We start from the raw sequence: 20,471 nt of genomic DNA on the forward strand, positions 1-20,471 counted from the left end.
GGAGTTGAGAACGCAGCGGGATGCAGCGCCCGTTTTTTCAGGATTTTAGAAGCTTTGCCAAAGCCTTCCGGTTAAAGTCAGGCCTTCTGGAGAAACCTCACCATGGCCAAAACGCCCAGCAAAGCCCCCAAGACCTCGGCTGACCCATCCAGCAGCATGCCTGACTTCAGCGTTCAATCGGCCCACAACATCTGGCTGGCCGGTTTGGGCGCCATGGCCAAGGCGCAAGAACAAGGCAGCAAAGCCATGGAGGCCTTGGTCAACGACGGACTGGCCCTGCAACGCAAAAGCCAGGCCGAAGCCCAGCAACGACTGCAAGAAGCCACAGAACGCCTGACCCACATGGCCACCGACCTGGGCCAACAGGCCTCGGTCCGGGTGGACAAGCTGGAGCATCTGTTTGAAGACCGCGTGGCCAAAGCCCTGCACCGCTTGGGCATGCCCACCTTGCTGGACATGCAGATGCTAACGGCACGCATCGAGCAACTTGAAGCGCAACTGAACGCAGCCCCAGCAGCCGACCGCACGCCCCCACGCACAGCCAAAACCGCCGTATCGACGCCAAAGCCAACAGGCTCCAATACATCTACGTCTGCATCCAAGCCAGCGGCAAAACCAGGCACCAAACCGGCCACCAAAACCCTTTTCCGCAAGTCCCCAAAGTAATCAGCGCATCGCTGCCCAGCGCACGCCATGGCCAAAAAAGCCCCCCGCCGCACCGCCTTGCGCATTGCCGAGGTCACGCTGGATCTGTTCAACCGATTTGGCGAACCCAACGTCTCGACCACGCTGATTTCGGCCGAGCTGAACATCAGCCCCGGCAATCTTTACTACCACTACCCGTCCAAGGATGCATTGGTCAACCAACTGTTTGACCAATACGAGGGCGCCATGCTGGGCCTTTTGGATGCGGCGCCCGATGTGCATGACATTGAAGACGCATGGTTTTTCCTGCACTCCCTGTTCGAGCAGGTCTGGAACCACCGTTTCTTGTACCGCGACCTGAACAACCTGCTGTCGGGCAACCGCCATCTGGAGACGCATTTCCATGCGGTGCTGGAACGCAAGAACCATGCTTTTCGGCTGATGCTGGAATCCCTGGCGGCCGCAAGCCTCATGCAGATTAACCCGGACAGCATTGAAACCCTATCGGCCAGCATGTCGGTCATGGTCACGTATTGGCTCAGTTATGAATATGTGCGCAACCCGCGCCAAGCCATGGAGCCCGCCAGCGCGGGCTTGGCATTGACTCGCGGCGCCCGACATGTGCTGGCTTTGCTGACCCCCTATATGGCCAGCCCTGAATTGAAGGCGCATTTGCAGGCCTTGACCGCTGCCTACAGCGCACCGGCCAAGTGAGTCCCGCTGTGCCTGACTGCACCCGCTTCAGGCAAAACGCTGCTGCGCCAAGCTCAGCAGTCCATCAAAAATAAGGTTGTCGACCAACTCAAATTGCAAGGACATGCTGGGTGCCATCTTCCAGCCTGCGCCACCGGTCATGACGCAGATGGGCTCTTGGCCGGTGTACTCGCGCAGATGCTGCACCATGCGTTCGCAAGCGCCCGCAATGGCATAGGTACCTCCGCTGGTGAGCGCGTCGCTGGTGTTGGTCGGAAAGGGACGCACTTCGCCGGTGGGCACATGCAAGCCTGCCGTACCCGACTCTAGCGCCCGAAGCATGATGCCGTGTCCGGGCAGGATCAGCCCCCCCAAAAAACGGCCTTCGGCATCTATGGCCTCCACCGTCACGGCAGTGCCCACCATGACCACCACCAAAGGCCGTGCCGGGCCTTGAGCCAGCATGCGCTGGCGGGCACCGATCATGGCCACCCAGCGGTCTGAGCCCAAGCGAGAGGGGTGGTCATAGCCATTGGTGACGCCCGCTTCTTGGGCGCTGGGGACCACCCACTGGGGCGTGAAGTCCCACAGTTCCATTTGTTCCTGAACCCGGCGCTTGATGGCGTCTCCTGCCACCACGCAGCCCAACATGCGCTCGGGCGTTGGCAAATCTGCCCAGGCCCCTTCCGACAAACGGTCGATGTTTTCAAGGAATTCCGCGCCATGCGCCAACAGTTGGGCCTGTGAGCTGGGGCGGTCGTACAAAGCCCATTTCAAACGGGTATTGCCAACATCAAGGGCTAAAAATGTCATGCCCCGATTTTAATGAATTCAATTGTCTTGAAACTCAGGACTCATCAACACCGGATGTTTGAGCTTTGCGAATTGCATCTTGGGCGTCACGCTCGGGTTGAGCGGGCACGTCCGTGCCATCTACCTGAAGCAGCAAGCCCAGCAACCGCGCGCCATGCTCCACGGCAATGGAAGCGTATTTGGTGTCGCCTTGCACCAGGGCGCTGGACAACAACTCGACACGCTCATAAGAGTGGATGTTGCCGGACACCTTACCCGCCACGATGATGCGGCCAGCGATCACATCACCCAGGATTTCTCCTGTCGGGCCGATCACCACCGAGATGTCTTGATCTCTGGGGGCTTCGATGTTGCCGATCACTTTGCCGTCAATCCGCACGCTTTCCTTGAGCAGCAGGCAGCCGTGGATTTCGGAGTTTTTACCGATCAAGGTGTTGAATTTTTCCTGACTCATGACCAATGGGGTGTTGTTGGATTTTTTGCTACCGAACATCGTGTTTCCTTGTCTTTTTAAACGGCATGATTCATTGATTGGCCCATGCGGCCAGGGCCTTGGCTGGATGCATGGCCTGGCCCTTGAAAATCACCTCATAGTGCAAATGAGGGCCCGTGGAGCGGCCGGTGTTGCCCAGCAGGCCCACGGTGTCACCGCGCTGCACAACAGCGCCCTCTTGAACCGTGGCGGCTTTCAAGTGCGCATAGCGGGTCACAAAACCATCGGCATGCGCCACTTCGACCAGAATGCCATAGGCCCCGGCACGCTCAGAACGCAGCACCACGCCATTGGCCGTGGCTTGAATGGGTGTGCCCACAGGTGCCACAAAATCGATGCCTTCATGCATGCTGGGCAAGTGGGTCATGGGATCAGAGCGCACGCCAAAGGAGCTGGTCAGCATGAAGTCGTTGGACAAAGGCAGCGCTGTGGGCAGCTTGTCAAAACGTTCTGCGTCTTTTTGCCATTGCGTTTGTGTTTGAGCCATGGATTGCTCAAATTGCTGCAATTTCTGCGAAGCCTGCGCCATTTGTTCGCTCAGGGGTTGGGCATGGGTGCTGCCCCAGATGGGCAACAGCTTCAAAGGCCCACCGCGGCCATCTTGTGAAAGCGTTTTTTTGTCGGTGGGCGCACCTAACAAGCGCGCAACACCCAGGCGCACCAGCAACTCGTTCTTGGAAGACTCCAATTGCTCTAGCCGCTCGGACACGGCCCCCCACTGCTGGTTGATCTCTTCGAGTTTGGCTCGGTAAGCGGCCTCGACTTTGTCTTGCTCACCCTGACTGGTCACACCCCCCATGCGTGTGGCCAATTCTGGCGCGTATTCCACCGCAACGCGCAGGCCCACAAAATGAAAAAGCACACCCAAGGCGACCAAGAGCGTGGACAGGGCCAAAACGCCCACCAAGACGGTTCGGGCGGTGATGGAAAGCGTCACCACTTTGGCTGTAGGTGCAGACACCCAGATCAACTGCATGAGAACTCCTGTGGCTGGCACACCTTGCTGGGCGTTGCAAACCTCAATCAAACGATCAAAAAACTTACCTCAAACACTATTCGTATTTTGAAGGTCAAAAAGAAACTTTATTAGACGAATATAGTCAAAACCAATATCTCAGTGATGGATTTGTCATGAAAAAAACAGAATCTTGACTACTTTGTAGAGTAAAGGATAAACAGACCGGCCTGCAATCACCGTAAACCCTGAGATCAACGCATCAAATCCACAACTCAGACAATATCGTCAAAAAAATATACCTTCAATCGTTATATTTAACATTACCCAATTGGATATTTCCCAAGGGCTCAATGACTGATTTACCCGCAGTCATTGCCCCTGCCCCCCCAGACTCACTGCGAACGCAGTGACAAATCAAATGACGGGCCGTTGGATGGGTGCCACAGATTCATAGGCACGGGCAGCCCGCAAGACCAAGGCGTCGCCAAACATCGGCCCCACGATCTGCAGGCCCATGGGCAGGCCGCTGCGGGTCAAGCCGCAGGGCACGGTAATGGCGGGCTGCTGAGTGAGGTTGAAGGGGTAGCTGAAGGGTGTCCAGCCCAGCATGGACACCGGGTTCATGGCCACCGTGCCGGCCGCACGCGCCTCAAAAGCCGGGATGGCCACAGCAGGAGTGACCAGCAGGTCAAAGCGCTGCATGAACTGGCGCATGTGCGAGCCCAGCACGCCCCGGCGCTGGTGCAATTGCTGGACCTGCTGAGCGCTGAGCTGAGCACCTAATTGCGCTTCAGCCCGGAAGTCGGGGTCAGCCAAGGCCTGCTGCTCGGCCGTGAGACCCGACCAGACGGTGTAAGCCCCGAGGAACCACAGGCCGGTGGTGATGTCGAGGGGGTCTTCAAAACCCGGGTCCACCTGCTCCACATACGCACCCAAGGCCAGGAGTTGCTTAACGGCCTGATCGACCGAGGCCGCGATTTCGGGGTGGACGTTCTTGGCGTAACCCAGCGTGGGCGAGTAGGCGATGCGCAGGCCACGGATGCCGTCTTCCAGGCCCACGGTGTAGTCGGTGGTGTCCGGCGGCAGCGAGGTCCAGTCGCGGGCGTCGGGCTGTTTGAGCACGTTCATCATCGTGGCCGCATCGCGCACGCTCAGGGTGTGTGGGCCCAGGTGGGCCACCGAGCCGAAGGGCGACAAGGGGTAGGCAGGCACGCGGCCAAAGCTGGGTTTGTGGCCCACGTTGCCGCAAAACGCGGCCGGAATGCGCACGCTGCCCGCACCGTCGGTGCCCACGGCCAGCGGCCCCAAGCCTGCAGCCACGGCTGCGGCTGCGCCGCCCGATGAGCCGCCGGGTGTGTGGTTCAAATTCCAGGGGTTGCGGGTGATGCCGGTGGCGGGCGAGTTGGTTTCGCCCTTGCAACCAAACTCAGGCGTGGTGGTCTTGCCCAGCAGCACCGCGCCCGCTTCACGCAGTCGCGCTGTGGCCGGGGCGTCCACATCCCAAGGCTGGTTCGGGTCGACTGTGCGGCTGCCACGCAGCGTGGGCCAGCCTTGGGTGAGGATCAGGTCCTTGATGCTGGTGGGCACACCGTCGAGCTCGCCCACGGGTGCGCCGGTGCTGCGGTGCGCCTGCCAACGCACTTCACTGGCTCGGGCGCTGGCCAATGCGCTTTTGGCATCGACCAGGCAAAAGGCATTGATCTTGGGGTTGACGCGGTCAATGCGCGAGAGCACCGCCTGCGTGGCCTCCACCGGGCTGGCCTGCCCGGTGCGGTACAGCTGCATCAATTCGTGCGCAGCGCATTGGGTCAGGTCGGTGGTGCTCATGTGGGTCTCCAATCGTGGGGGGGAATGAGGTCAAGCCAAGCGCGTCAAGGCCTTGTGCGCGTTTGGGGGCTGAGTTTTTTCCAGGGCAAGTCGCCCGGGTCGGCGGCCATGGGACCGGCCGCTTTGGCCACCAGCACGCGGCTGGCGATGGGCGTGAAGTCGGCCCGAAAATGGTTGGAGCTTTTGACCACCAGCAGCTTCATTTGCTCGGGGTGGATGCCCACGGCGCGGAACAGTTCGCGGTCAAGCATCTGCATCTTGCCGCTGGCCACGGCGATCAGCACGCCGTCGATTTCAAGGCACGCACAAGGGCCGATGTGGGCCTTCATGCCGGTCATCATCGGGCCTTTGAGTTCGCAGTACTCCGGCCCCAAAGCCCGCACTGTGAAGCGCCCCTGCAAGGGCGGGTCGCTTGCCTCGCCCGTGAAGGTGGGCACCGCTTTGCCCAAAGCCAGTTGCAGGCTCGCCCCCACCCCGGCGGCATGGGCCATGTGGGCGGCTTCAGGGTCGTACAACAAGCCCAGTGCCACTTGGCCAGGCCAGCGCTGACCCGCGCCTTGTTGCAGCAATGCGTGCAGCATGCCCGTGGTGTTGCTGTCACCGCCTGCGCCCGGGTTGTCTTGCGTATCGGCCATGACCACGGGGGCGGCTGACACTTCGGCCGTGGCCAGGGCTTGCGTCACGGCCTCGCGGGCAGGCAGCACATCGGGACGCCACTGGCCGGGTTCGGCCACGCGCTCAAACAAGCGCTGCACCGCCACATCAGCCTGTGGGCCATGGCCCCAGACCACAGGGCCGCACTCGGCAAAATCAGACGCCGGAAAGCCCATGCAAAAACTGAGCATGCAACCCGTTTGCGACTCCAGCGCGATCATCTCGTCGTAGAGGTCTTTGGCCGGGGCCATCCAGGTGCTTTGGGCGTTGAGGGGAATCAAAAACGGCAGGCGTCGCGCCTGCATCGGGCGCTTGCCGCCTGCGCGCAAATGTTCGCGCAGCAGCAGGGCGGCCCGCTCGCCGGTCTCGGCCATGTCGATGTGCGGGTAGGTGCGGTAGGCCACCAGACCGTCGGACAGCTGCAGCATGCGCTCGGTCACGTTGGCGTGCAGGTCCAGGCTGGCGACGATGGGCAGCTTGGGGCCGACCACCGCACGGATGCGGGCGATCAGCTCGCCTTCGCTGTCGTCGGCGTTTTCGGCCACGGCTGCGCCGTGCAGATCGAGGTACACCCCGTCCAGGCCCTGCACCAGGGCCGCACGAACGTCTTCGACAATGGCCGCGCAGATGCGCTCAAACGCGTCTTGGGTCACGTACGACGAGGGCGTGGCCCCGGCCCAGGCAGAGGGCACCAGTTGCCAGCCTTCGCGCCGCGCCGCGTCGATGAAGCCGCCCGCCGGGATGTTCACGCCCGTCATCTGATCGATCAGGGCCTGCCCGCGCACATAGGCCGGAAAGGCCTCGCCGCTTTGGAAGGCGGCCCAATCGGCCAGGCTGGGGGCAAAGGTGTTGGTCTCGTGCTGGTAGCCAGCGATCAGGATGCGGGTCATGCGGTGTCAGTTTTCCAGAGGAGGCAGTGCCGCTGGCGCGGCATCGAACAAGCGCCGGGTGTAGTCTTGCTGCGGGTTGGCGTAGAGATCAACCGTGCGGCCTTGCTCCACGATGCGGCCTTGGTGCATCACGATGACGCGGTCACACAGCTGTGCGGCCACGCGCAGGTCGTGCGTGATGAAGAGCAGCCCCAGGCCCAAACGCGACTGCGCTTCGCGCAGCAAGTTCAGGATCTGGGCCTGCACACTCACGTCCAGCGCACTCACGGCCTCATCGGCCACCAGCACCTGCGGGCGGCACGCTAGCGCACGGGCAATGGCCAGGCGTTGACGCTGGCCACCGCTGAACTGGCTGGGATAGCGTTTCAAAGCATCGACTGGCAAGCGCACTTGCGTCATCAATTCAACCGCGAGTGCTTCGGCTTGCTCGCGCGACTGGCCAAAGTTCATCGCGCCTTCGACCATCGATTGACCCACGGTACGGCGGGGATTGAGCGAGCGGTTCGGGTCCTGAAAGACCACCTGCACGCGGTGGCGCAGGGGTCGCAACTGGCCCTCAGGCATGCGGGCCACGTCGTCGGCGTCCCACCAAATCTGCCCTTCTGTCGGGTCGATCAGGCGGATCAGGCAACGCGCAAAGGTCGACTTGCCCGACCCCGACTCGCCCACGATGCCCACCGTCTCACCGGCACGCACGGCCACCGCCGCATCCATCAGAGCCGCCGTGGGGCGGCTGCGGCCCAGCCAGTCGTGGCTGGTGTAGGTCTTGCCCACGCCCTGACCCGACAGCAGGGCAGGCCCCTCGGGCTCGGGTTTGGCAGGCGGTGGCGTCATGCCCGGCACAGCGACCAGCAACTGGCGCGTGTAATCGGCGCGGGGGCGGCGCAGCACCTGACCGCAGTCGCCGCTTTCGACCGCCAGACCCTGGTTCATGACCAGCACCTGGTCGGCGATCTCGGCCACCACGCCCATGTCGTGGGTGATGAAAAGCACCGCGCTGCCCTGCTCGCGCTGCAGGTCGGCGATCAAGCGCAAAATTTCTTTTTGTGTGGTCACGTCAAGCGCGGTGGTCGGCTCGTCGCATATCAAGAGCGCGGGCTTCAAGATCACGGCCATCGCGATCACGATGCGCTGCCGTTGCCCACCGCTGAGTTGGTGAGGGAAGCTGCGCAGCATGCGTGCCGGGTCGGGCAGCTTGACGCGCTCGAACACACGCAGGATTTCGGCACGGCGCTGCTCGGCAGGCCAGTCGGTGTGGGTGGACAGCAATTCATCGACCTGGTCGCCGCAGCTCATGACCGGGTTCAGGGCCGTCATGGGCTCCTGGAACACCATACCCATGGCCTTGCCGCGCAACTGACGCAACCGCAGTTTGGACGCCTGCAGCAAGGATTCGCCCTGCAGGACGATGTCGCCCGCCACAGGGTCCAGCTCTTTGGGCAGCAGCCCCATCACCGTGGTGGCCATGACCGATTTGCCCGAGCCGGACTCGCCCACCACGCACAGGGTCTGGCCAGGCAGGATGTCGAGCGACACCCCGGTGATGGCATGGGCCCGGTCACCGCCCGCAGGCAAGGCGACCGAGAGGCCGCGAATGGACAGAACGGGTGTACTCATGCGCCGCTCCGTTTCGCGAATTTGGGGTCCAGCACATCGCGCAGGCCGTCACCCAGCAAGTTAATGGCCAGCACCGTAGGCACCAGAAACAGCGCGGGAAACAGCACATTGCCCGGGTACTGGGTGAACTGCACCCGGCCCTCGGCCATGATGTTGCCCCAGGTCGGGATGTCGGCGGGCAAACCCAAGCCGAGGAAGCTGAGGATCGCTTCAGTCAACACTGCGCTCGCCGCAATGAAGGTGCCCTGCACGATCAGCGGAGCCATCGCATTGGGCAAGATGTGGCGCACCAGAATGACCGGCGTGGGCGTGGCCAAAGCGCGGGCCGCCTCCACAAAGGGCTCTTCGCGCAAGGTCAGCACCAGCGAGCGCACCAGGCGCGTGACGCGGGGAATTTCAGGAATGGCAATGGCCACCACCACGGTCCACAGCTGCGCGCCCAGTGCAGCGACCAACGCAATCGCCAGCAAGATGGCGGGAATCGCCATCAGGCCGTCCATGAAGCGCATGAGCACCGCGTCAGCGAGTCGAAAGTAGCCCGCCAGCATGCCCAGCACGCCCCCAACGGCCAAGGCCACCGTGGCGGTGAACAAGCCCACCAGCAAGGACACGCGTGTGCCGTAGAGCACGCGGCTGTAAATGTCGCGGCCGAAGTTATCCGCGCCCATCCAGAAGGTGTGGGCCACGCTGGAGCCGTCGAGCAAGGCGAACTGCCCCACCGTGCCCGAGAGGGTGTTGATGTTGCCCGAGTCCATGGCGGCCGGGTCCACCGTGCCCAGCCAGGGGGCGATGGCGGCGACCAAAATCAACAGCACCAACACGCCAGACCCCAGACGGATCGAGGTGTTCGCCATCAGTTTGCGAAAAAGTTTGTTCATGCGGTTCAGTAACGGATGCGGGGATCGAGCCAGAGGTAGCTCAAATCGACCAGCAGATTGATCAACACATAGAGCACGCTGAAAAACAGCACCACCCCTTGAATGACAGGAAAGTCACGGTTGAGCACCGCGTCCACCGTGAGCGAGCCCAGCCCGGGAATGGCGTAGACCGTCTCAGTCACCACCACGCCACCAATCAAAAGCGCAATGCCGATGCCAATCACCGTGACGATGGGCACCGCCGCATTGGCCAGCGCATGGCGCAGCAAGACCACCTGCTCGGTCACGCCCTTGGCTCGGGCCGTGCGGATGTAGTCTTCGGTCAGGGCTTCGGACACACTGGCGCGTGTCACCCGGGCGATCAGTGCCACATAAATCGTGGCCAGACTGATCCAGGGCAACACCAGCTGATAGGCCCATGCACCGACTCCTTGCGAAGACGGCCCGAACAAACGGCGATAGCCTTGCACCGGCAGCCACTGCAACTCGATGGCAAAAACATAGATCAGCACATAGCCGATCACAAACACCGGCACCGAAAAACCGGCCACCGCAAAACCCGACAAGATGCGGTCCAGCCAGCCTCCCATGCGCCAGGCCGCCAGCGTGCCCAGGGGCACGGCCAGACACACCGCAATCAGCATGGTGCCTGCGGCCAGCGACAACGTGGGCTCAATGCGTTGGGCAATCAGCTCGGTGACCGGTTTGTTGAGGTAAAAAGAATACCCCAGGTCGCCCTGCAAAACACCCGAAAGCCAGATGCCGAACTGCGTGAACAAAGGCTTGGTCAGCCCCAACTGTTCACGGATGCGGTCAATGTCTTCGTTGGTGGCATTGTTGCCCGCAATCACGGCGGCGGGGTCCCCCGGCGTGAGCCGCAGGATCAGGAACACGATGATGGCCACCGTGAACAAAACAGGAATCAGCGCCAGCAGGCGCTGCATCAAAAAACGCAGCATGAAAGATTCCGAGGATGACGATGAATGAGCAGCCAGCCGAGGCCCAGACCCAAGGCCCTGCCCCGAAAGCTGTCGATGCAGTCAAGACCGGCCGGACCCCGCAGGGCCGACCAGCTTGCCCGATCAGTTCTTCTTGATGTTCCAGTACACCTGCGCACCACCAGGCACCAGGCCCGTGACGTTCTTGCGCAAAGCCGCAGGGTTAAAGTACTGGCCCAATGGCACATGCGAAGCGGTCTCCATGGCGCGCAGCTGAATCTGCTCGGCAATCTGCTTCTTCTGCGCATCGTTGGTGGCCTGAGCAAACTTGACTTTCAGGTCTTCGATCTGCTTGTCGTCTTGCCAGCCAAACCAGCCTTTGTCACCCGCAGCATTCATCATGGCCATGGTCAGCGGGTTCAGGATGTCACCAGCCGTCCAAGCGGTCATGAAGGCATTCCAGCCGCCTTGTGCAGGCGCATCTTTCTTGGCGCGGCGTGCCACCAGCGTGGCCCAGTCCATTTGCTGCATGTCCACTTTGAAGCCAGCGGCTTCGAGCTGCTGCTTGGCCACCAAGGGCAGCTTGGCAATCGAGGCCAGATCGGTCGGACGCATCAACAAAACAGGCGTGCCGTCATAGCCAGCCTCTTTGAGCATTTCTGCCGCTTTCTTGGGGTCAGCCATGCCGGTGTAGATACCGGTCTTGTCGCTGGCCAAGGGTGTACCGCAGGGGTACATGCTCTTGCAGAACGTGAACATGCCGGGGGCACCCACCTGGGTCTTCAGGTGAGCTTCCTGGCCCAGCGCCACCATGGCGGCCTGGCGGATCTTGACGTTGTTGAACGGTGCATGCAGATGGTTGAATCGCAAGATGAACTGCAATCCAGCAGGTTGCGCGTCCACCAAATGGATGTCTTTTTGCGCCTTGAGCGATGCGTATTGCTCAAAGGTGGGCTGCTCGACGATGTCGACCTCACCGGCCACCAGCGCATTGAACTGGGTTTGCGGGTCGCGGATGATGACCCACTCCACGCGGTCCACATTCACCTGCTTGCCGCCGGTGGTGCCATCTGGTGCTTCCGCGCGTGGCTTGTATTTGTCGTTCTTGGTGTAAACCAGTCGCTCACCTGGCTTGTACTCGGCGGGCACGAACTTGTAAGGACCGGAACCCACGTGTTCCTTGATCTGCTCGGTGCCGGGTGTGGCCGCGATGCGTGCGGGCATGATGAACAACACGTTGGACGAAGGCTTGCCCAGCGCCTCGAGCATCACGCCAAAAGGCTTGTTCAACTTGATCACAAAGGTCTTGGCATCGGGCGTGGCGTAGCTCTCAACACTCTTGGCCAGCACGCCGCCAAAGCTGTCGCGGCTGGTCCAGCGCTTGATGGACGCCACCACGTCTTCGCTGTTGACAGCTTTGCCATCGTGAAACTCCAGCCCGTCACGCAGCGTGAACGTCCAGGTCAGGTTGTCTTTGCTCACGTTCCACTTGTCCACCATCTGGGGCTTGACCTTGCCGGCCAGATCGGTGCCGAACAAAGTGTCATAAATCATGTAGCCGTGGTTACGGGTCACGAAGGCCGTGGTCCAGACAGGATCGAGGATGGTGATGTTGGCATGGGGCACCACCTTGAGGGTTTTGCCTTGGGCCTGAGCGGCCATAGGTGCACACATCGCTGCAGCCAAAGCCGCAACAGCAAAAAGAGAACGACGCTTCATGAATCACTCCAGTCAATAGGGGGACAAGTCAAACTTGACCAAAACACTATAAATGCAAACATGCCAATCACTTATCAGGACATTACCCAATCCAGCGCACTCGATTTGTCGCGTGCGATACACACCCAGCAAGTCTCATGCCGCGAAGTCATGCAGGCGACACTGGCGCAAGTTGACCGACTCAACCCACTGAGCAACGCCATCGTCAGCCGTGTCGAGCAGGACTTGTTGCTGTCACAAGCCGCCGAGCGCGACGCTCAACTGGCCAGGGGCCAATCCCTGGGATGGATGCATGGCCTGCCCCAAGCCATCAAGGACCTGGCCAATGTGCAGGGCTTGCGCACCAGCCTGGGCTGCCCCTTGATGAAGGACTTTGTGGCCGCTGAAGACGGCTTGATGGCTCAGCGCATGAAAGCCGCAGGCGCCATCGTCATCGGCAAAACCAACACACCCGAATTCGGCCTGGGCTCGCACACCTTCAACGAGGTGTTTGGGGCCACACGCAACGCCTGGAACCCCGGCAAATCCGCAGGCGGCAGCAGTGGCGGCGCAGCCGTGGCGCTGGCCCAACGCATGCTGTGCGTGGCCGATGGCTCAGACTTCATGGGCAGCTTGCGCAACCCGGCGGGCTGGAACCATGTGTTTGGCCTGCGCCCCTCGCAAGGCCGTGTGCCCATGTGGCCCGCGCAAGACGTGTTCATTGCGCAACTGGGCACCGAAGGCCCCATGGCCCGGCATGTGCGCGACCTGGCCATGTTGCTGTCGGTGCAGGCGGGCACGCATGCGCCCAGCCCCTTGAGCCTGAGCCAGGACCCCGCCGTGTTTGCGGGCAGCCTGGACAGCGACCCCAAGGGCAAGCGCATCGGCTGGCTAGGCGACCTGCAAGGCTATTTGCCCATGGAAAGCGGCATTCTGGACATTTGCCAGTCGGCCCTGGGCAGCCTGTCTGACATGGGCTGTCAAGTGGACGAGGCCGTGCTGGGCATGCCACCCGAGCAGGTCTGGCAAGCCTGGCTGGTCTGGCGCCAGGCCCTGGTCGGGCCGCGTGTGGCGCCTTTTTTGGTGAATGCGGCCAACCGCGAAAAAATCAAACCCGAAGCGCTGTGGGAACACGACCAATCGCTTACCTTGACCGGCGCGCAGCTGATGTCGGCCAGCGCCACACGCACACGGTTTTTCCAGAGCATGCTGCAGTTGTTTGAACGCTTTGATGTGCTGGCCATTCCGGTGGCGCAAACCTGGCCGTTTGATGTGACGCTGCGCTGGCCGCAAAGCGTGGCTGGGCGCTCCATGGACACCTACCACCGCTGGATGGAAGTGGTGATTTACGCCACCTTTGCGGGCCTGCCCGCCATCAGCGTGCCCGCAGGCTTTGGCCCCGATGGCCTGCCCATGGGCCTGTCACTGATTGGCAAACCTCAGGGCGACCTGGACTTGCTCAAACTGGCCCACGCCTATGAAATGGCCAACCAGCCCATGATCGCCCAAAAGCCGCCCGGTGTTTCGTAGGTCGGCGGCTTGAGCCCCGACATGGCGCCTGCGCCGAAGCCAACAGAAAGACGCAGGCCCTCAAGCCCCCAAGCTGCGTGACCAGCCGGTCAAGTCCAGCGAGGCCAAGGCCATGATCTTGGCCGAGTCCACCAGCTCCTGAATGCCCACATACTCATCGGGCTGGTGCGCCAAGTCCAGGATGCCCGGACCGTAGGCGATGCAGTCTTGCAGCTTGCCCGTGCGCACGATGTGCTTTTGGTCGTAGGTGCCGGGGCTGGCGATGTAGCTCGGTTCACGCCCCAGCACGCGGGCAATGGCGCGGGCTGTGGCGTCAACCACTGGCGCGTCTTTGGGCGTGGCGGTGGGCACAAAACTCATGATGTCGCGGATGCCGTAGTCAAAGCCCGGCCGGGTGCGCTTGAGCTCGTCCAGCATGTCAATGATTTCCTGCTTGACGGCCTCGAGGTTTTCTTCGGCAATGAAGCGGCGGTCGAGCACCGTGCGGCAGCTGTGCGCCACCACCGGCGCGGGCGTTTGCGCCGTGGGCCAGCCGCGTTCGTCGTTGGCATAGTGTTGCTCCACCTGCCCGCCGTGGATGCTGTTGATGTTGAGCGTGCTCACGCGTGCGCCCGGCGGCTCCACCGGCTCGGCCGTTTTGCGGCCTTGCAGGCGCGGCTGCAACTGCGTCTCCAGCAAATGGATGAAGGCGCTCATGTGGTTGATGGCACTGTCGCCCAAAAAAGGCATGGAGCCGTGCGCGATGCGCCCCCGGGTTTCCACCTCACCCCACCACACGCCACGGTGTCCCAGGCAAATGCGGTCCACCCCCAGCGGCTCTGGGATGATCACATGGTGCACGCGGGGTTTGCTGAAGTAACCACGCTCGGCCAGATAGCCCACGCCCGCAAAGCCGCCGGATTCTTCGTCCACCGTGCCGCTGATTTCCAAAGCGCCCGGTATCGGCAAACCCGACTCGATCAGGGCTTCGCAGGCGATGATGCTGGACGCCAGGCCACCCTTCATGTCGCAGGTGCCACGGCCATACACGCGGCCGTTGGCCACATGACCGCCAAAGGGCTCATAAGTCCAGCCCGAACCCGCCTCGACCACGTCGATGTGGCTGTTGAAGTGCACACATTCACCCGTCGAGCCACCTTGCCAGCGGGCCACCACATTGGTGCGCGGGTGGCTGTCGCTGTCGCCGGGGGCACCGATGGCACGCACGTACTCGACCGCAAAGCCTTTTTTGGCCAGCCGCTCACCAATGAAATGGGCGCAGGCCTCGTAGGCATCACCCGGCGGGTTGACGGTCGGGATGCGCACCAAATCTTGGGTGAGCGCTGTGACTTCGTCGCGCTTGGCGTCGATACGGGCAAGGAGGTGTTCAACAGCTGAGTGCATGGGGGCAGTGTATCGCCCGCCCCCAGCGTGCATCAGTCACACAGGGCTCAGTTTTTGTCCCCTTGACGAGGTCTACCCGGCATGACCCCTGTTGATCAGGCCCTGTGAAGTATTCAAGGCTCAAAGGTTTTGACAGGTCGTACCTTCAGGTCCGGCATTGCAGGCTCCGACGCAGGTCCGTATCGGGGCTGAAGCCACCGACCTACGGGTGACTTGGCGCAACCGTTTCAGAATTCAGCGCGCCGCATCAATAGGCTCAGGCCTGCCGCCAGGGCAGGCCGTGAAAGCGCCAGCCGCCGCTTGTGCCACGGTGGGCGTGGCTGTCTGGATCGCCCTCAAAGCCTTCCAGGATGTTGTAGGCCTGCAAGCCCAGTTCAGTGGCACGTTGCGCCGCTGCAATCGAACGCACGCCGCTGCGGCACAGCAGCACCAGCTTTTTGCCGCCCGCCCCCAGGGCCTGAATACCCGCATCGAACTCGGGGTTCATCGCCATGCCGGGCCACTGCTTCCAGGCCAGGGCATGGGCTTCGGGCACAAAGCCGACCCAGGCGCGTTCGGCATCGGTGCGCACATCGACCAGCGCCGCTTGTCCCGATCGCACCCAGGCCCAAGCCAGCTGAGGACTCACATCGCCCGCATAACCGGACACCGGCCGCACTGCCAGCAAGGCATCGCCGCCCGCATCGTGGCGCAGGCCCGACGTCAAGTTGGCGGGCACGGCTTCATCCATTCGCTGGGGTCTGGGCAGATTCAAGTTGTTCATGGTCTCGACAAATTGCGCCAGTGTCTTGCCCGCCACACGGGCGTTGTGCAGCATCTCATGCCCAATGCTGGAGTGCGTGCGGCCCTGGTAGTCGTGGCCGGGCCAGACGGTGGTCTGTGCAGGCAGTTTGAACAGCACATTCGTCAAACTGTTGTACATCGCCTCGGGACTGCCCGACTGGAAATCGGTGCGACCGCAGCCATTGATCAACAAGGTGTCGCCCGTGAAGACGTGGTGAGACGGGCCAAAAACCCCATAAAAACACATGCTGCCCGCCGTGTGCCCGGGGGTGAGAAGAGCCTTGACTCTGTGCGCACCAAACGTGAGCACCTGGCCGTCTTCGAGTTGCACGGTGGCCGTGCCAATATGGCAGCCGGCAGGCGCTGCCGTCTGGGCTCCGGTCAGTTCGGCCAGTCGACCAGCGCTGGTCACATGGTCGGCGTGCGCATGGGTTTCAACCGACCAGCGCAGCGTCAGGCCGTGTTCTTTCAGCACGGCCAGATCGCGCTGCAGCTGCTCATCCACCGGGTCAATGATCAGTGCATCGCGGCTCACGTCATCGAACAGGATGTAGGTATAAGTGCTGGATGCCGGATCAAACAATTGGATCGGATTCATGGCATAGCCTCCTCAGGCAAATTTGGTCAACATCTCGGCCACCTGATGGGGCGATTGGTCGCCTTGCTCAATCATGCAGCCCACCATGGCAAAAAAGGACTTGTCCAGCGCCTTGCGCGAGGCGGCCATTTGCTGGGCCACTTTTTCGCAGTCGGCATCCGACTCAATCAGGCGCTGCAAGCCGCGCAACTGCCCTTCAATGCGTGCCAAACGGGCGCACAGGGCTTTTTTCTTTTCAGGATCAACGATTCGACTCATGGAAATCTCCGGCGCTTACAGGCATTACGGGTGGCAGTATGAAAGTGTCGGGGCAATGATAACTTTTTGTGCACATGACACATTGCCCTGCTGGCCATTCGGGGCTTATGGTTTTGGGATGATCACCTGCAGGGCAAGTGCCCACAAAAAGCCGCATCGTCCCCTGACTTATTGATCCGGCCCTGTGAAGTCTGCAGGGTGACTTCAAACTTGCACTTCGTGGGAGCTAGCCCTGCTGGCGATCAGACGCTGGTGGACCACAGGCTTTTCGCTTGGCTGGAAGATCCCACAAAATCCTCCCAACTGGCAACACACGGCTCAAACTTCATCGGGCCGAATCAATAGCCCCGAACAAACCCAGACCGTCAGTGACAGACAAGCCATCAGCGGATAAGATGCGCGTTTTGATTGACGTTAACGTAAACGTAAACGTAAACGTCAACCTACCCGCCAACGGAGACCCCATGACCGACCTGTCCGCCGAATTCAAAGCCCTGGCCGAATACCGCCCCACGAACAAGGTGCGTTTTGTCACCGCCGCTTCTCTGTTTGACGGCCACGACGCCGCCATCAACATCATGCGCCGCATTCTGCAAAGCATGGGCGCCGAAGTCATCCACCTGGGCCACAACCGCTCGGTCGACGAGGTGGTCACCGCAGCCCTGCAAGAAGACGCCCAAGGCATCGCCATCAGCTCTTACCAGGGCGGGCACAACGAATACTTCAGCTACATGGTGGACCTGCTCAAAGCCCGGGGCGGCGAGCACATCAAGGTGTTTGGCGGCGGCGGCGGCGTGATCGTGCCGGCCGAGATTCGCGACCTAGCCGACAAGGGCGTGCGCATTTTCAGCCCCGAAGACGGCCAAAAAATGGGCCTGGCCGGGATGATCGGCGAGATGGTCATGCGCTGCGACCAGGACGTGAGCCCCCTGGCCCCCAAAACCGTGGACGCGATTCAGGGCCACGGCGAGATGAACTGGCGTGCACTGGCACAACTGATCACCGCTTTGGAGAACGACAAGGCCGATGCCAGCGTGGTCAAGGCCGTGCGCGAGCAAGCCGCACAAAAGAAAGTGCCCGTGTTGGGCATCACCGGCACCGGCGGTGCGGGCAAGTCATCGCTGACGGATGAGTTGATCCGCCGACTGCGCCTGGACCAGGGCGACGCGCTGCGTGTGGCCGTGATCTCCATCGACCCATCCCGCCGCAAAAGCGGTGGCGCATTGCTGGGCGACCGTATCCGCATGAACGCCATCTCACCTTGGTCACAAGGCCCCCGCGTGTTCATGCGCTCGCTGGCCACGCGTGACTTTGGCAGTGAAATTTCAGCCGCCCTGCCCGACGTAGTCGCGGCCTGCAAGGTGGCGGGCTTTGACGTGATCGTGGTTGAGACCTCGGGCATTGGCCAGGGCGACGCGGCCATCGTGCCGCATGTGGACGTGCCCATGTACGTGATGACGCCCGAGTTCGGCGCGGCCAGCCAGCTCGAAAAAATCGACATGCTGGACTTTGCCGAGTTTGTCGCCATCAACAAATTCGACCGCAAGGGCGCGTCTGACGCCCTGCGCGACGTGGCCAAGCAGGTGCAGCGCAACAAGGAAGCCTGGACCGTGCCCACCGAGCAGATGCCGGTGTTTGGCACCATGGCCGCCCGCTTCAACGACGACGGCGTCACGGCCCTGTACCAAGCGCTCAAAACCCGCCTGGCCGAGCTGGGCATGCAGACCACCGAAGGCCGTTTGCCCGTGGTCAAGGTGCGCTACAGCACCCACCAAAACCCGGTGGTGCCCTCCTCGCGCACCCGCTACTTGGCCGAGATCAGCGACACCGTGCGCGGCTACAAAAAACGCGCCATCGACCAGTCGCGCCTGGCCCGAGAAATCCAGCAACTGCGTGCTGCCGCCCGCATGCTCGAAGTGGGTAAGTCCGGTCGCGCCAAAGCCGCCGAAGCCGCGATTGACCTGGCCGTGAGCCGCGAACAAACGCAAGACCCCACCGCCCGCAAGTTGCTGGCCCAGTGGCCTGACATGCAAAAAGCCTACGCGGGCGACGAATACGTGGTCAAAATCCGCGACAAGGAAATCCGCACCGCGCTCACCACCAAGAGCCTCTCAGGCACCACCATCCGTAAGGTCGCACTGCCCAAGTACGAAGACGACGGCGAAGTGCTCAAGTGGTTGATGCTGGACAACGTGCCCGGCAGCTACCCCTATACGGCTGGCACCTTTGCCTTCAAGCGCGAAGGTGAAGATCCGACCCGCATGTTCGCGGGCGAAGGCGACCCCTTCCGCACCAACCGCCGCTTCAAATTGGTGAGCGAAGGCCTGCCTGCCAAGCGCTTGTCCACCGCCTTTGACTCGGTCACGCTGTACGGCAACGACCCCGACCTGCGCCCCGACATCTACGGCAAAATCGGCAACTCGGGCGTGAACGTGGCCACGCTGGACGACATGAAGGTGCTGTACTCGGGCTTTGACCTGTGCAACCCCACCACCTCGGTGTCGATGACCATCAATGGCCCTGCGCCGTCGATCTTGGCCATGTTCATGAACACGGCCATCGACCAGAACATCGACAAGTTCAAAGCCGAGAACGGCCGCGAGCCGACCGACACCGAAGCCGCCAAAATCCGCGAATGGGTGCTGGCCAATGTGCGTGGCACGGTGCAGGCCGACATCCTGAAAGAAGACCAGGGCCAGAACACCTGCATCTTCTCGACCGAGTTTTCGCTCAAGGTCATGGGCGACATTGCGCAGTATTTTGTGCATCACGACGTGCGCAATTTCTACTCGGTGTCCATCAGCGGCTACCACATCGCAGAAGCCGGCGCCAACCCGATCAGCCAGCTGGCCTTCACGCTCTCCAACGGTTTCACCTTTGTGGAAGCGTACCTGGCGCGTGGCATGCACATCGACGACTTCGCGCCCAACCTGAGCTTCTTCTTCAGCAACGGCATGGACCCAGAGTACACCGTGCTGGGCCGCGTGGCACGCCGCATCTGGGCCGTGGCGATGAAAGAGAAATATGGTGCGAACGAGCGCAGCCAAAAGCTCAAATACCACATCCAGACCTCAGGCCGCTCGCTGCACGCGCAAGAGATCCAGTTCAACGACATCCGCACCACACTGCAGGCGCTGATCGCGATCTACGACAACTGCAACAGCCTGCACACCAACGCGTTTGACGAAGCCATCACCACGCCTACCGAAGACTCTGTGCGCCGCGCCATGGCGATCCAGATGATCATCAACCGCGAGTGGGGCCTGGCCAAGAACGAAAACCCGAACCAGGGCGCATTCATCATCGACGAACTCACCGAACTGGTCGAAGAGATGGTGCTGGCCGAGTTTGAAAAGATCGCTGAACGCGGCGGTGTGCTGGGCGCGATGGAAACCGGCTACCAGCGCGGCAAGATTCAAGACGAGTCCATGCACTACGAGATGCTCAAGCACACCGGCGAGCTGCCCATCATCGGCGTCAACACCTTCCGCAACCCCAAGGGCGACGAAGTGCTGGAAAGCCTGGAGCTGGCCCGCTCGACAGAGGAAGAAAAGCAGTCGCAGCTCAAGCGCCTGAACGACTTCCACGCGCTGCACGCCCAAGAGTCACCCGCCATGCTCAAGCGCCTGCAACAAGCCGTGATCGACAACGGCAACGTGTTCGAGGTGCTAATGGACGCGGTGCGGGTCTGCTCGCTCGGCCAGATCACCAACGCGCTGTTCGAGGTGGGTGGTCAGTACCGTCGAAATATGTAAGCCATGTGTGGGGCTCCCCGATGAGGAGACCCCACACCATGACTCAGTTGACAGACTGAG

The 20,471-nt window shown here is 61.7% G+C and carries 16 protein-coding genes and 1 pseudogene; 4 read left to right on the plus strand and 13 right to left on the minus strand.

Translation table 11 applies throughout. From position 1 onward, the window contains the following. Positions 1-102 precede the first annotated feature (102 nt). Together AMM33_RS16150 and AMM33_RS16155 are read left to right on the plus strand one after the other, a co-directional pair. The gene (locus AMM33_RS16150; protein WP_090142322.1) at positions 103-666 is read left to right on the plus strand and encodes a phasin family protein; all 564 of its coding nucleotides are present in this window, start codon (positions 103-105) and stop codon (positions 664-666) included. A 27-nt stretch (positions 667-693) separates the two neighbouring features. Next, positions 694-1,359 carry a TetR/AcrR family transcriptional regulator gene (locus AMM33_RS16155; RefSeq protein ID WP_090142323.1) on the plus strand — a complete coding sequence of 222 codons (666 nt, stop codon included), beginning with the start codon at positions 694-696 and terminating at the stop codon, positions 1,357-1,359. A 27-nt stretch (positions 1,360-1,386) separates the two neighbouring features. Here AMM33_RS16155 and AMM33_RS16160 read toward each other — a convergent pair whose 3' ends face one another. From AMM33_RS16160 to AMM33_RS16200, 9 genes are all read right to left on the minus strand, one after another. After that, positions 1,387-2,151: a type III pantothenate kinase gene (locus tag AMM33_RS16160; protein WP_090142324.1), complete on the minus strand. Its 765-nt coding sequence runs from the start codon at positions 2,149-2,151 to the stop codon at positions 1,387-1,389. A gap of 34 nt (positions 2,152-2,185) precedes the next feature. Then, positions 2,186-2,644: a bactofilin family protein gene (locus tag AMM33_RS16165; RefSeq protein WP_090142325.1), complete on the minus strand. Its 459-nt coding sequence runs from the start codon at positions 2,642-2,644 to the stop codon at positions 2,186-2,188. Between the two features lie 31 nt (positions 2,645-2,675). Then, complete coding sequence (locus tag AMM33_RS16170; RefSeq protein ID WP_194945506.1) at positions 2,676-3,620, minus strand: M23 family metallopeptidase; 945 nt, start codon at positions 3,618-3,620, stop codon at positions 2,676-2,678. A gap of 396 nt (positions 3,621-4,016) precedes the next feature. Next, positions 4,017-5,429, minus strand: a complete 1,413-nt coding sequence (locus AMM33_RS16175) for an amidase (RefSeq protein WP_090142327.1) — start codon at positions 5,427-5,429, stop codon at positions 4,017-4,019. A 44-nt stretch (positions 5,430-5,473) separates the two neighbouring features. After that, positions 5,474-6,973: a M81 family metallopeptidase gene (locus tag AMM33_RS16180; RefSeq protein ID WP_090142328.1), complete on the minus strand. Its 1,500-nt coding sequence runs from the start codon at positions 6,971-6,973 to the stop codon at positions 5,474-5,476. A 6-nt stretch (positions 6,974-6,979) separates the two neighbouring features. Beyond that, entirely contained in the window at positions 6,980-8,590 is a 1,611-nt protein-coding gene (locus tag AMM33_RS16185; protein WP_090142329.1) for a dipeptide ABC transporter ATP-binding protein, read from the minus strand. Continuing rightward, positions 8,587-9,468 (minus strand): ABC transporter permease, encoded by an 882-nt coding sequence (locus AMM33_RS16190; RefSeq protein ID WP_090142330.1) that lies wholly within the window; start codon positions 9,466-9,468, stop codon positions 8,587-8,589. The genes AMM33_RS16185 and AMM33_RS16190 overlap by 4 nt, the downstream gene beginning before the upstream one ends. A 5-nt stretch (positions 9,469-9,473) precedes the next feature. Next, the gene (locus AMM33_RS16195; protein WP_053168734.1) at positions 9,474-10,427 is read right to left on the minus strand and encodes an ABC transporter permease; all 954 of its coding nucleotides are present in this window, start codon (positions 10,425-10,427) and stop codon (positions 9,474-9,476) included. 123 nt (positions 10,428-10,550) lie between these two features. Next, entirely contained in the window at positions 10,551-12,125 is a 1,575-nt protein-coding gene (locus AMM33_RS16200; RefSeq protein WP_090142331.1) for an ABC transporter substrate-binding protein, read from the minus strand. A gap of 60 nt (positions 12,126-12,185) precedes the next feature. On the opposite strand from AMM33_RS16200, the gene AMM33_RS16205 reads away from it, so the two are divergent. Then, positions 12,186-13,634, plus strand: coding sequence for an amidase (locus tag AMM33_RS16205; RefSeq protein ID WP_090142332.1), 1,449 nt, complete (start codon positions 12,186-12,188; stop codon positions 13,632-13,634). Between the two features lie 60 nt (positions 13,635-13,694). Here AMM33_RS16205 and AMM33_RS16210 read toward each other — a convergent pair whose 3' ends face one another. The 4 genes and pseudogenes from AMM33_RS16210 to AMM33_RS16220 all read right to left on the minus strand — a co-directional run bounded on the left by AMM33_RS16210 (position 13,695) and on the right by AMM33_RS16220 (position 16,656). Further along, positions 13,695-15,017, minus strand: coding sequence for an acetylornithine deacetylase/succinyl-diaminopimelate desuccinylase family protein (locus AMM33_RS16210; protein WP_090142333.1), 1,323 nt, complete (start codon positions 15,015-15,017; stop codon positions 13,695-13,697). A gap of 256 nt (positions 15,018-15,273) precedes the next feature. Next, entirely contained in the window at positions 15,274-15,747 is a 474-nt protein-coding gene (locus tag AMM33_RS22505) for a rhodanese-like domain-containing protein (RefSeq protein ID WP_369802464.1), read from the minus strand. A gap of 138 nt (positions 15,748-15,885) precedes the next feature. Beyond that, positions 15,886-16,398: pseudogene (locus AMM33_RS22510) on the minus strand (MBL fold metallo-hydrolase); the annotation flags it as partial. Between the two features lie 12 nt (positions 16,399-16,410). Next, a complete protein-coding gene (locus AMM33_RS16220; RefSeq protein WP_053168744.1) occupies positions 16,411-16,656 on the minus strand; it encodes a metal-sensing transcriptional repressor in 246 nt (81 codons plus the stop codon). A gap of 464 nt (positions 16,657-17,120) precedes the next feature. On the opposite strand from AMM33_RS16220, the gene icmF reads away from it, so the two are divergent. After that, positions 17,121-20,411, plus strand: a complete 3,291-nt coding sequence (gene icmF / locus AMM33_RS16225) for a fused isobutyryl-CoA mutase/GTPase IcmF (RefSeq protein ID WP_090142335.1) — start codon at positions 17,121-17,123, stop codon at positions 20,409-20,411. Positions 20,412-20,471 lie beyond the last annotated feature (60 nt).

Origin of the sequence: Limnohabitans sp. DM1, assembly GCF_001269385.1 — a bacterium.
In the GTDB taxonomy this organism is placed as follows: domain Bacteria; phylum Pseudomonadota; class Gammaproteobacteria; order Burkholderiales; family Burkholderiaceae_C; genus Limnohabitans_A.

Coding starts and splice junctions, on each gene's coding strand:
- AMM33_RS16150 (WP_090142322.1), top strand. CDS start 103: ATGGCCAAAACGCCCAGCAAAGCCCCCAAGACCTCGGCTGACCCATCC.
- AMM33_RS16155 (WP_090142323.1), top strand. CDS start 694: ATGGCCAAAAAAGCCCCCCGCCGCACCGCCTTGCGCATTGCCGAGGTC.
- AMM33_RS16160 (WP_090142324.1), bottom strand. CDS start 2,151: ATGACATTTTTAGCCCTTGATGTTGGCAATACCCGTTTGAAATGGGCT.
- AMM33_RS16165 (WP_090142325.1), bottom strand. CDS start 2,644: ATGTTCGGTAGCAAAAAATCCAACAACACCCCATTGGTCATGAGTCAG.
- AMM33_RS16170 (WP_194945506.1), bottom strand. CDS start 3,620: ATGCAGTTGATCTGGGTGTCTGCACCTACAGCCAAAGTGGTGACGCTT.
- AMM33_RS16175 (WP_090142327.1), bottom strand. CDS start 5,429: ATGAGCACCACCGACCTGACCCAATGCGCTGCGCACGAATTGATGCAG.
- AMM33_RS16180 (WP_090142328.1), bottom strand. CDS start 6,973: ATGACCCGCATCCTGATCGCTGGCTACCAGCACGAGACCAACACCTTT.
- AMM33_RS16185 (WP_090142329.1), bottom strand. CDS start 8,590: ATGAGTACACCCGTTCTGTCCATTCGCGGCCTCTCGGTCGCCTTGCCT.
- AMM33_RS16190 (WP_090142330.1), bottom strand. CDS start 9,468: ATGAACAAACTTTTTCGCAAACTGATGGCGAACACCTCGATCCGTCTG.
- AMM33_RS16195 (WP_053168734.1), bottom strand. CDS start 10,427: ATGCTGCGTTTTTTGATGCAGCGCCTGCTGGCGCTGATTCCTGTTTTG.
- AMM33_RS16200 (WP_090142331.1), bottom strand. CDS start 12,125: ATGAAGCGTCGTTCTCTTTTTGCTGTTGCGGCTTTGGCTGCAGCGATG.
- AMM33_RS16205 (WP_090142332.1), top strand. CDS start 12,186: ATGCCAATCACTTATCAGGACATTACCCAATCCAGCGCACTCGATTTG.
- AMM33_RS16210 (WP_090142333.1), bottom strand. CDS start 15,017: ATGCACTCAGCTGTTGAACACCTCCTTGCCCGTATCGACGCCAAGCGC.
- AMM33_RS22505 (WP_369802464.1), bottom strand. CDS start 15,747: ATGGATGAAGCCGTGCCCGCCAACTTGACGTCGGGCCTGCGCCACGAT.
- AMM33_RS16220 (WP_053168744.1), bottom strand. CDS start 16,656: ATGAGTCGAATCGTTGATCCTGAAAAGAAAAAAGCCCTGTGCGCCCGT.
- icmF (WP_090142335.1), top strand. CDS start 17,121: ATGACCGACCTGTCCGCCGAATTCAAAGCCCTGGCCGAATACCGCCCC.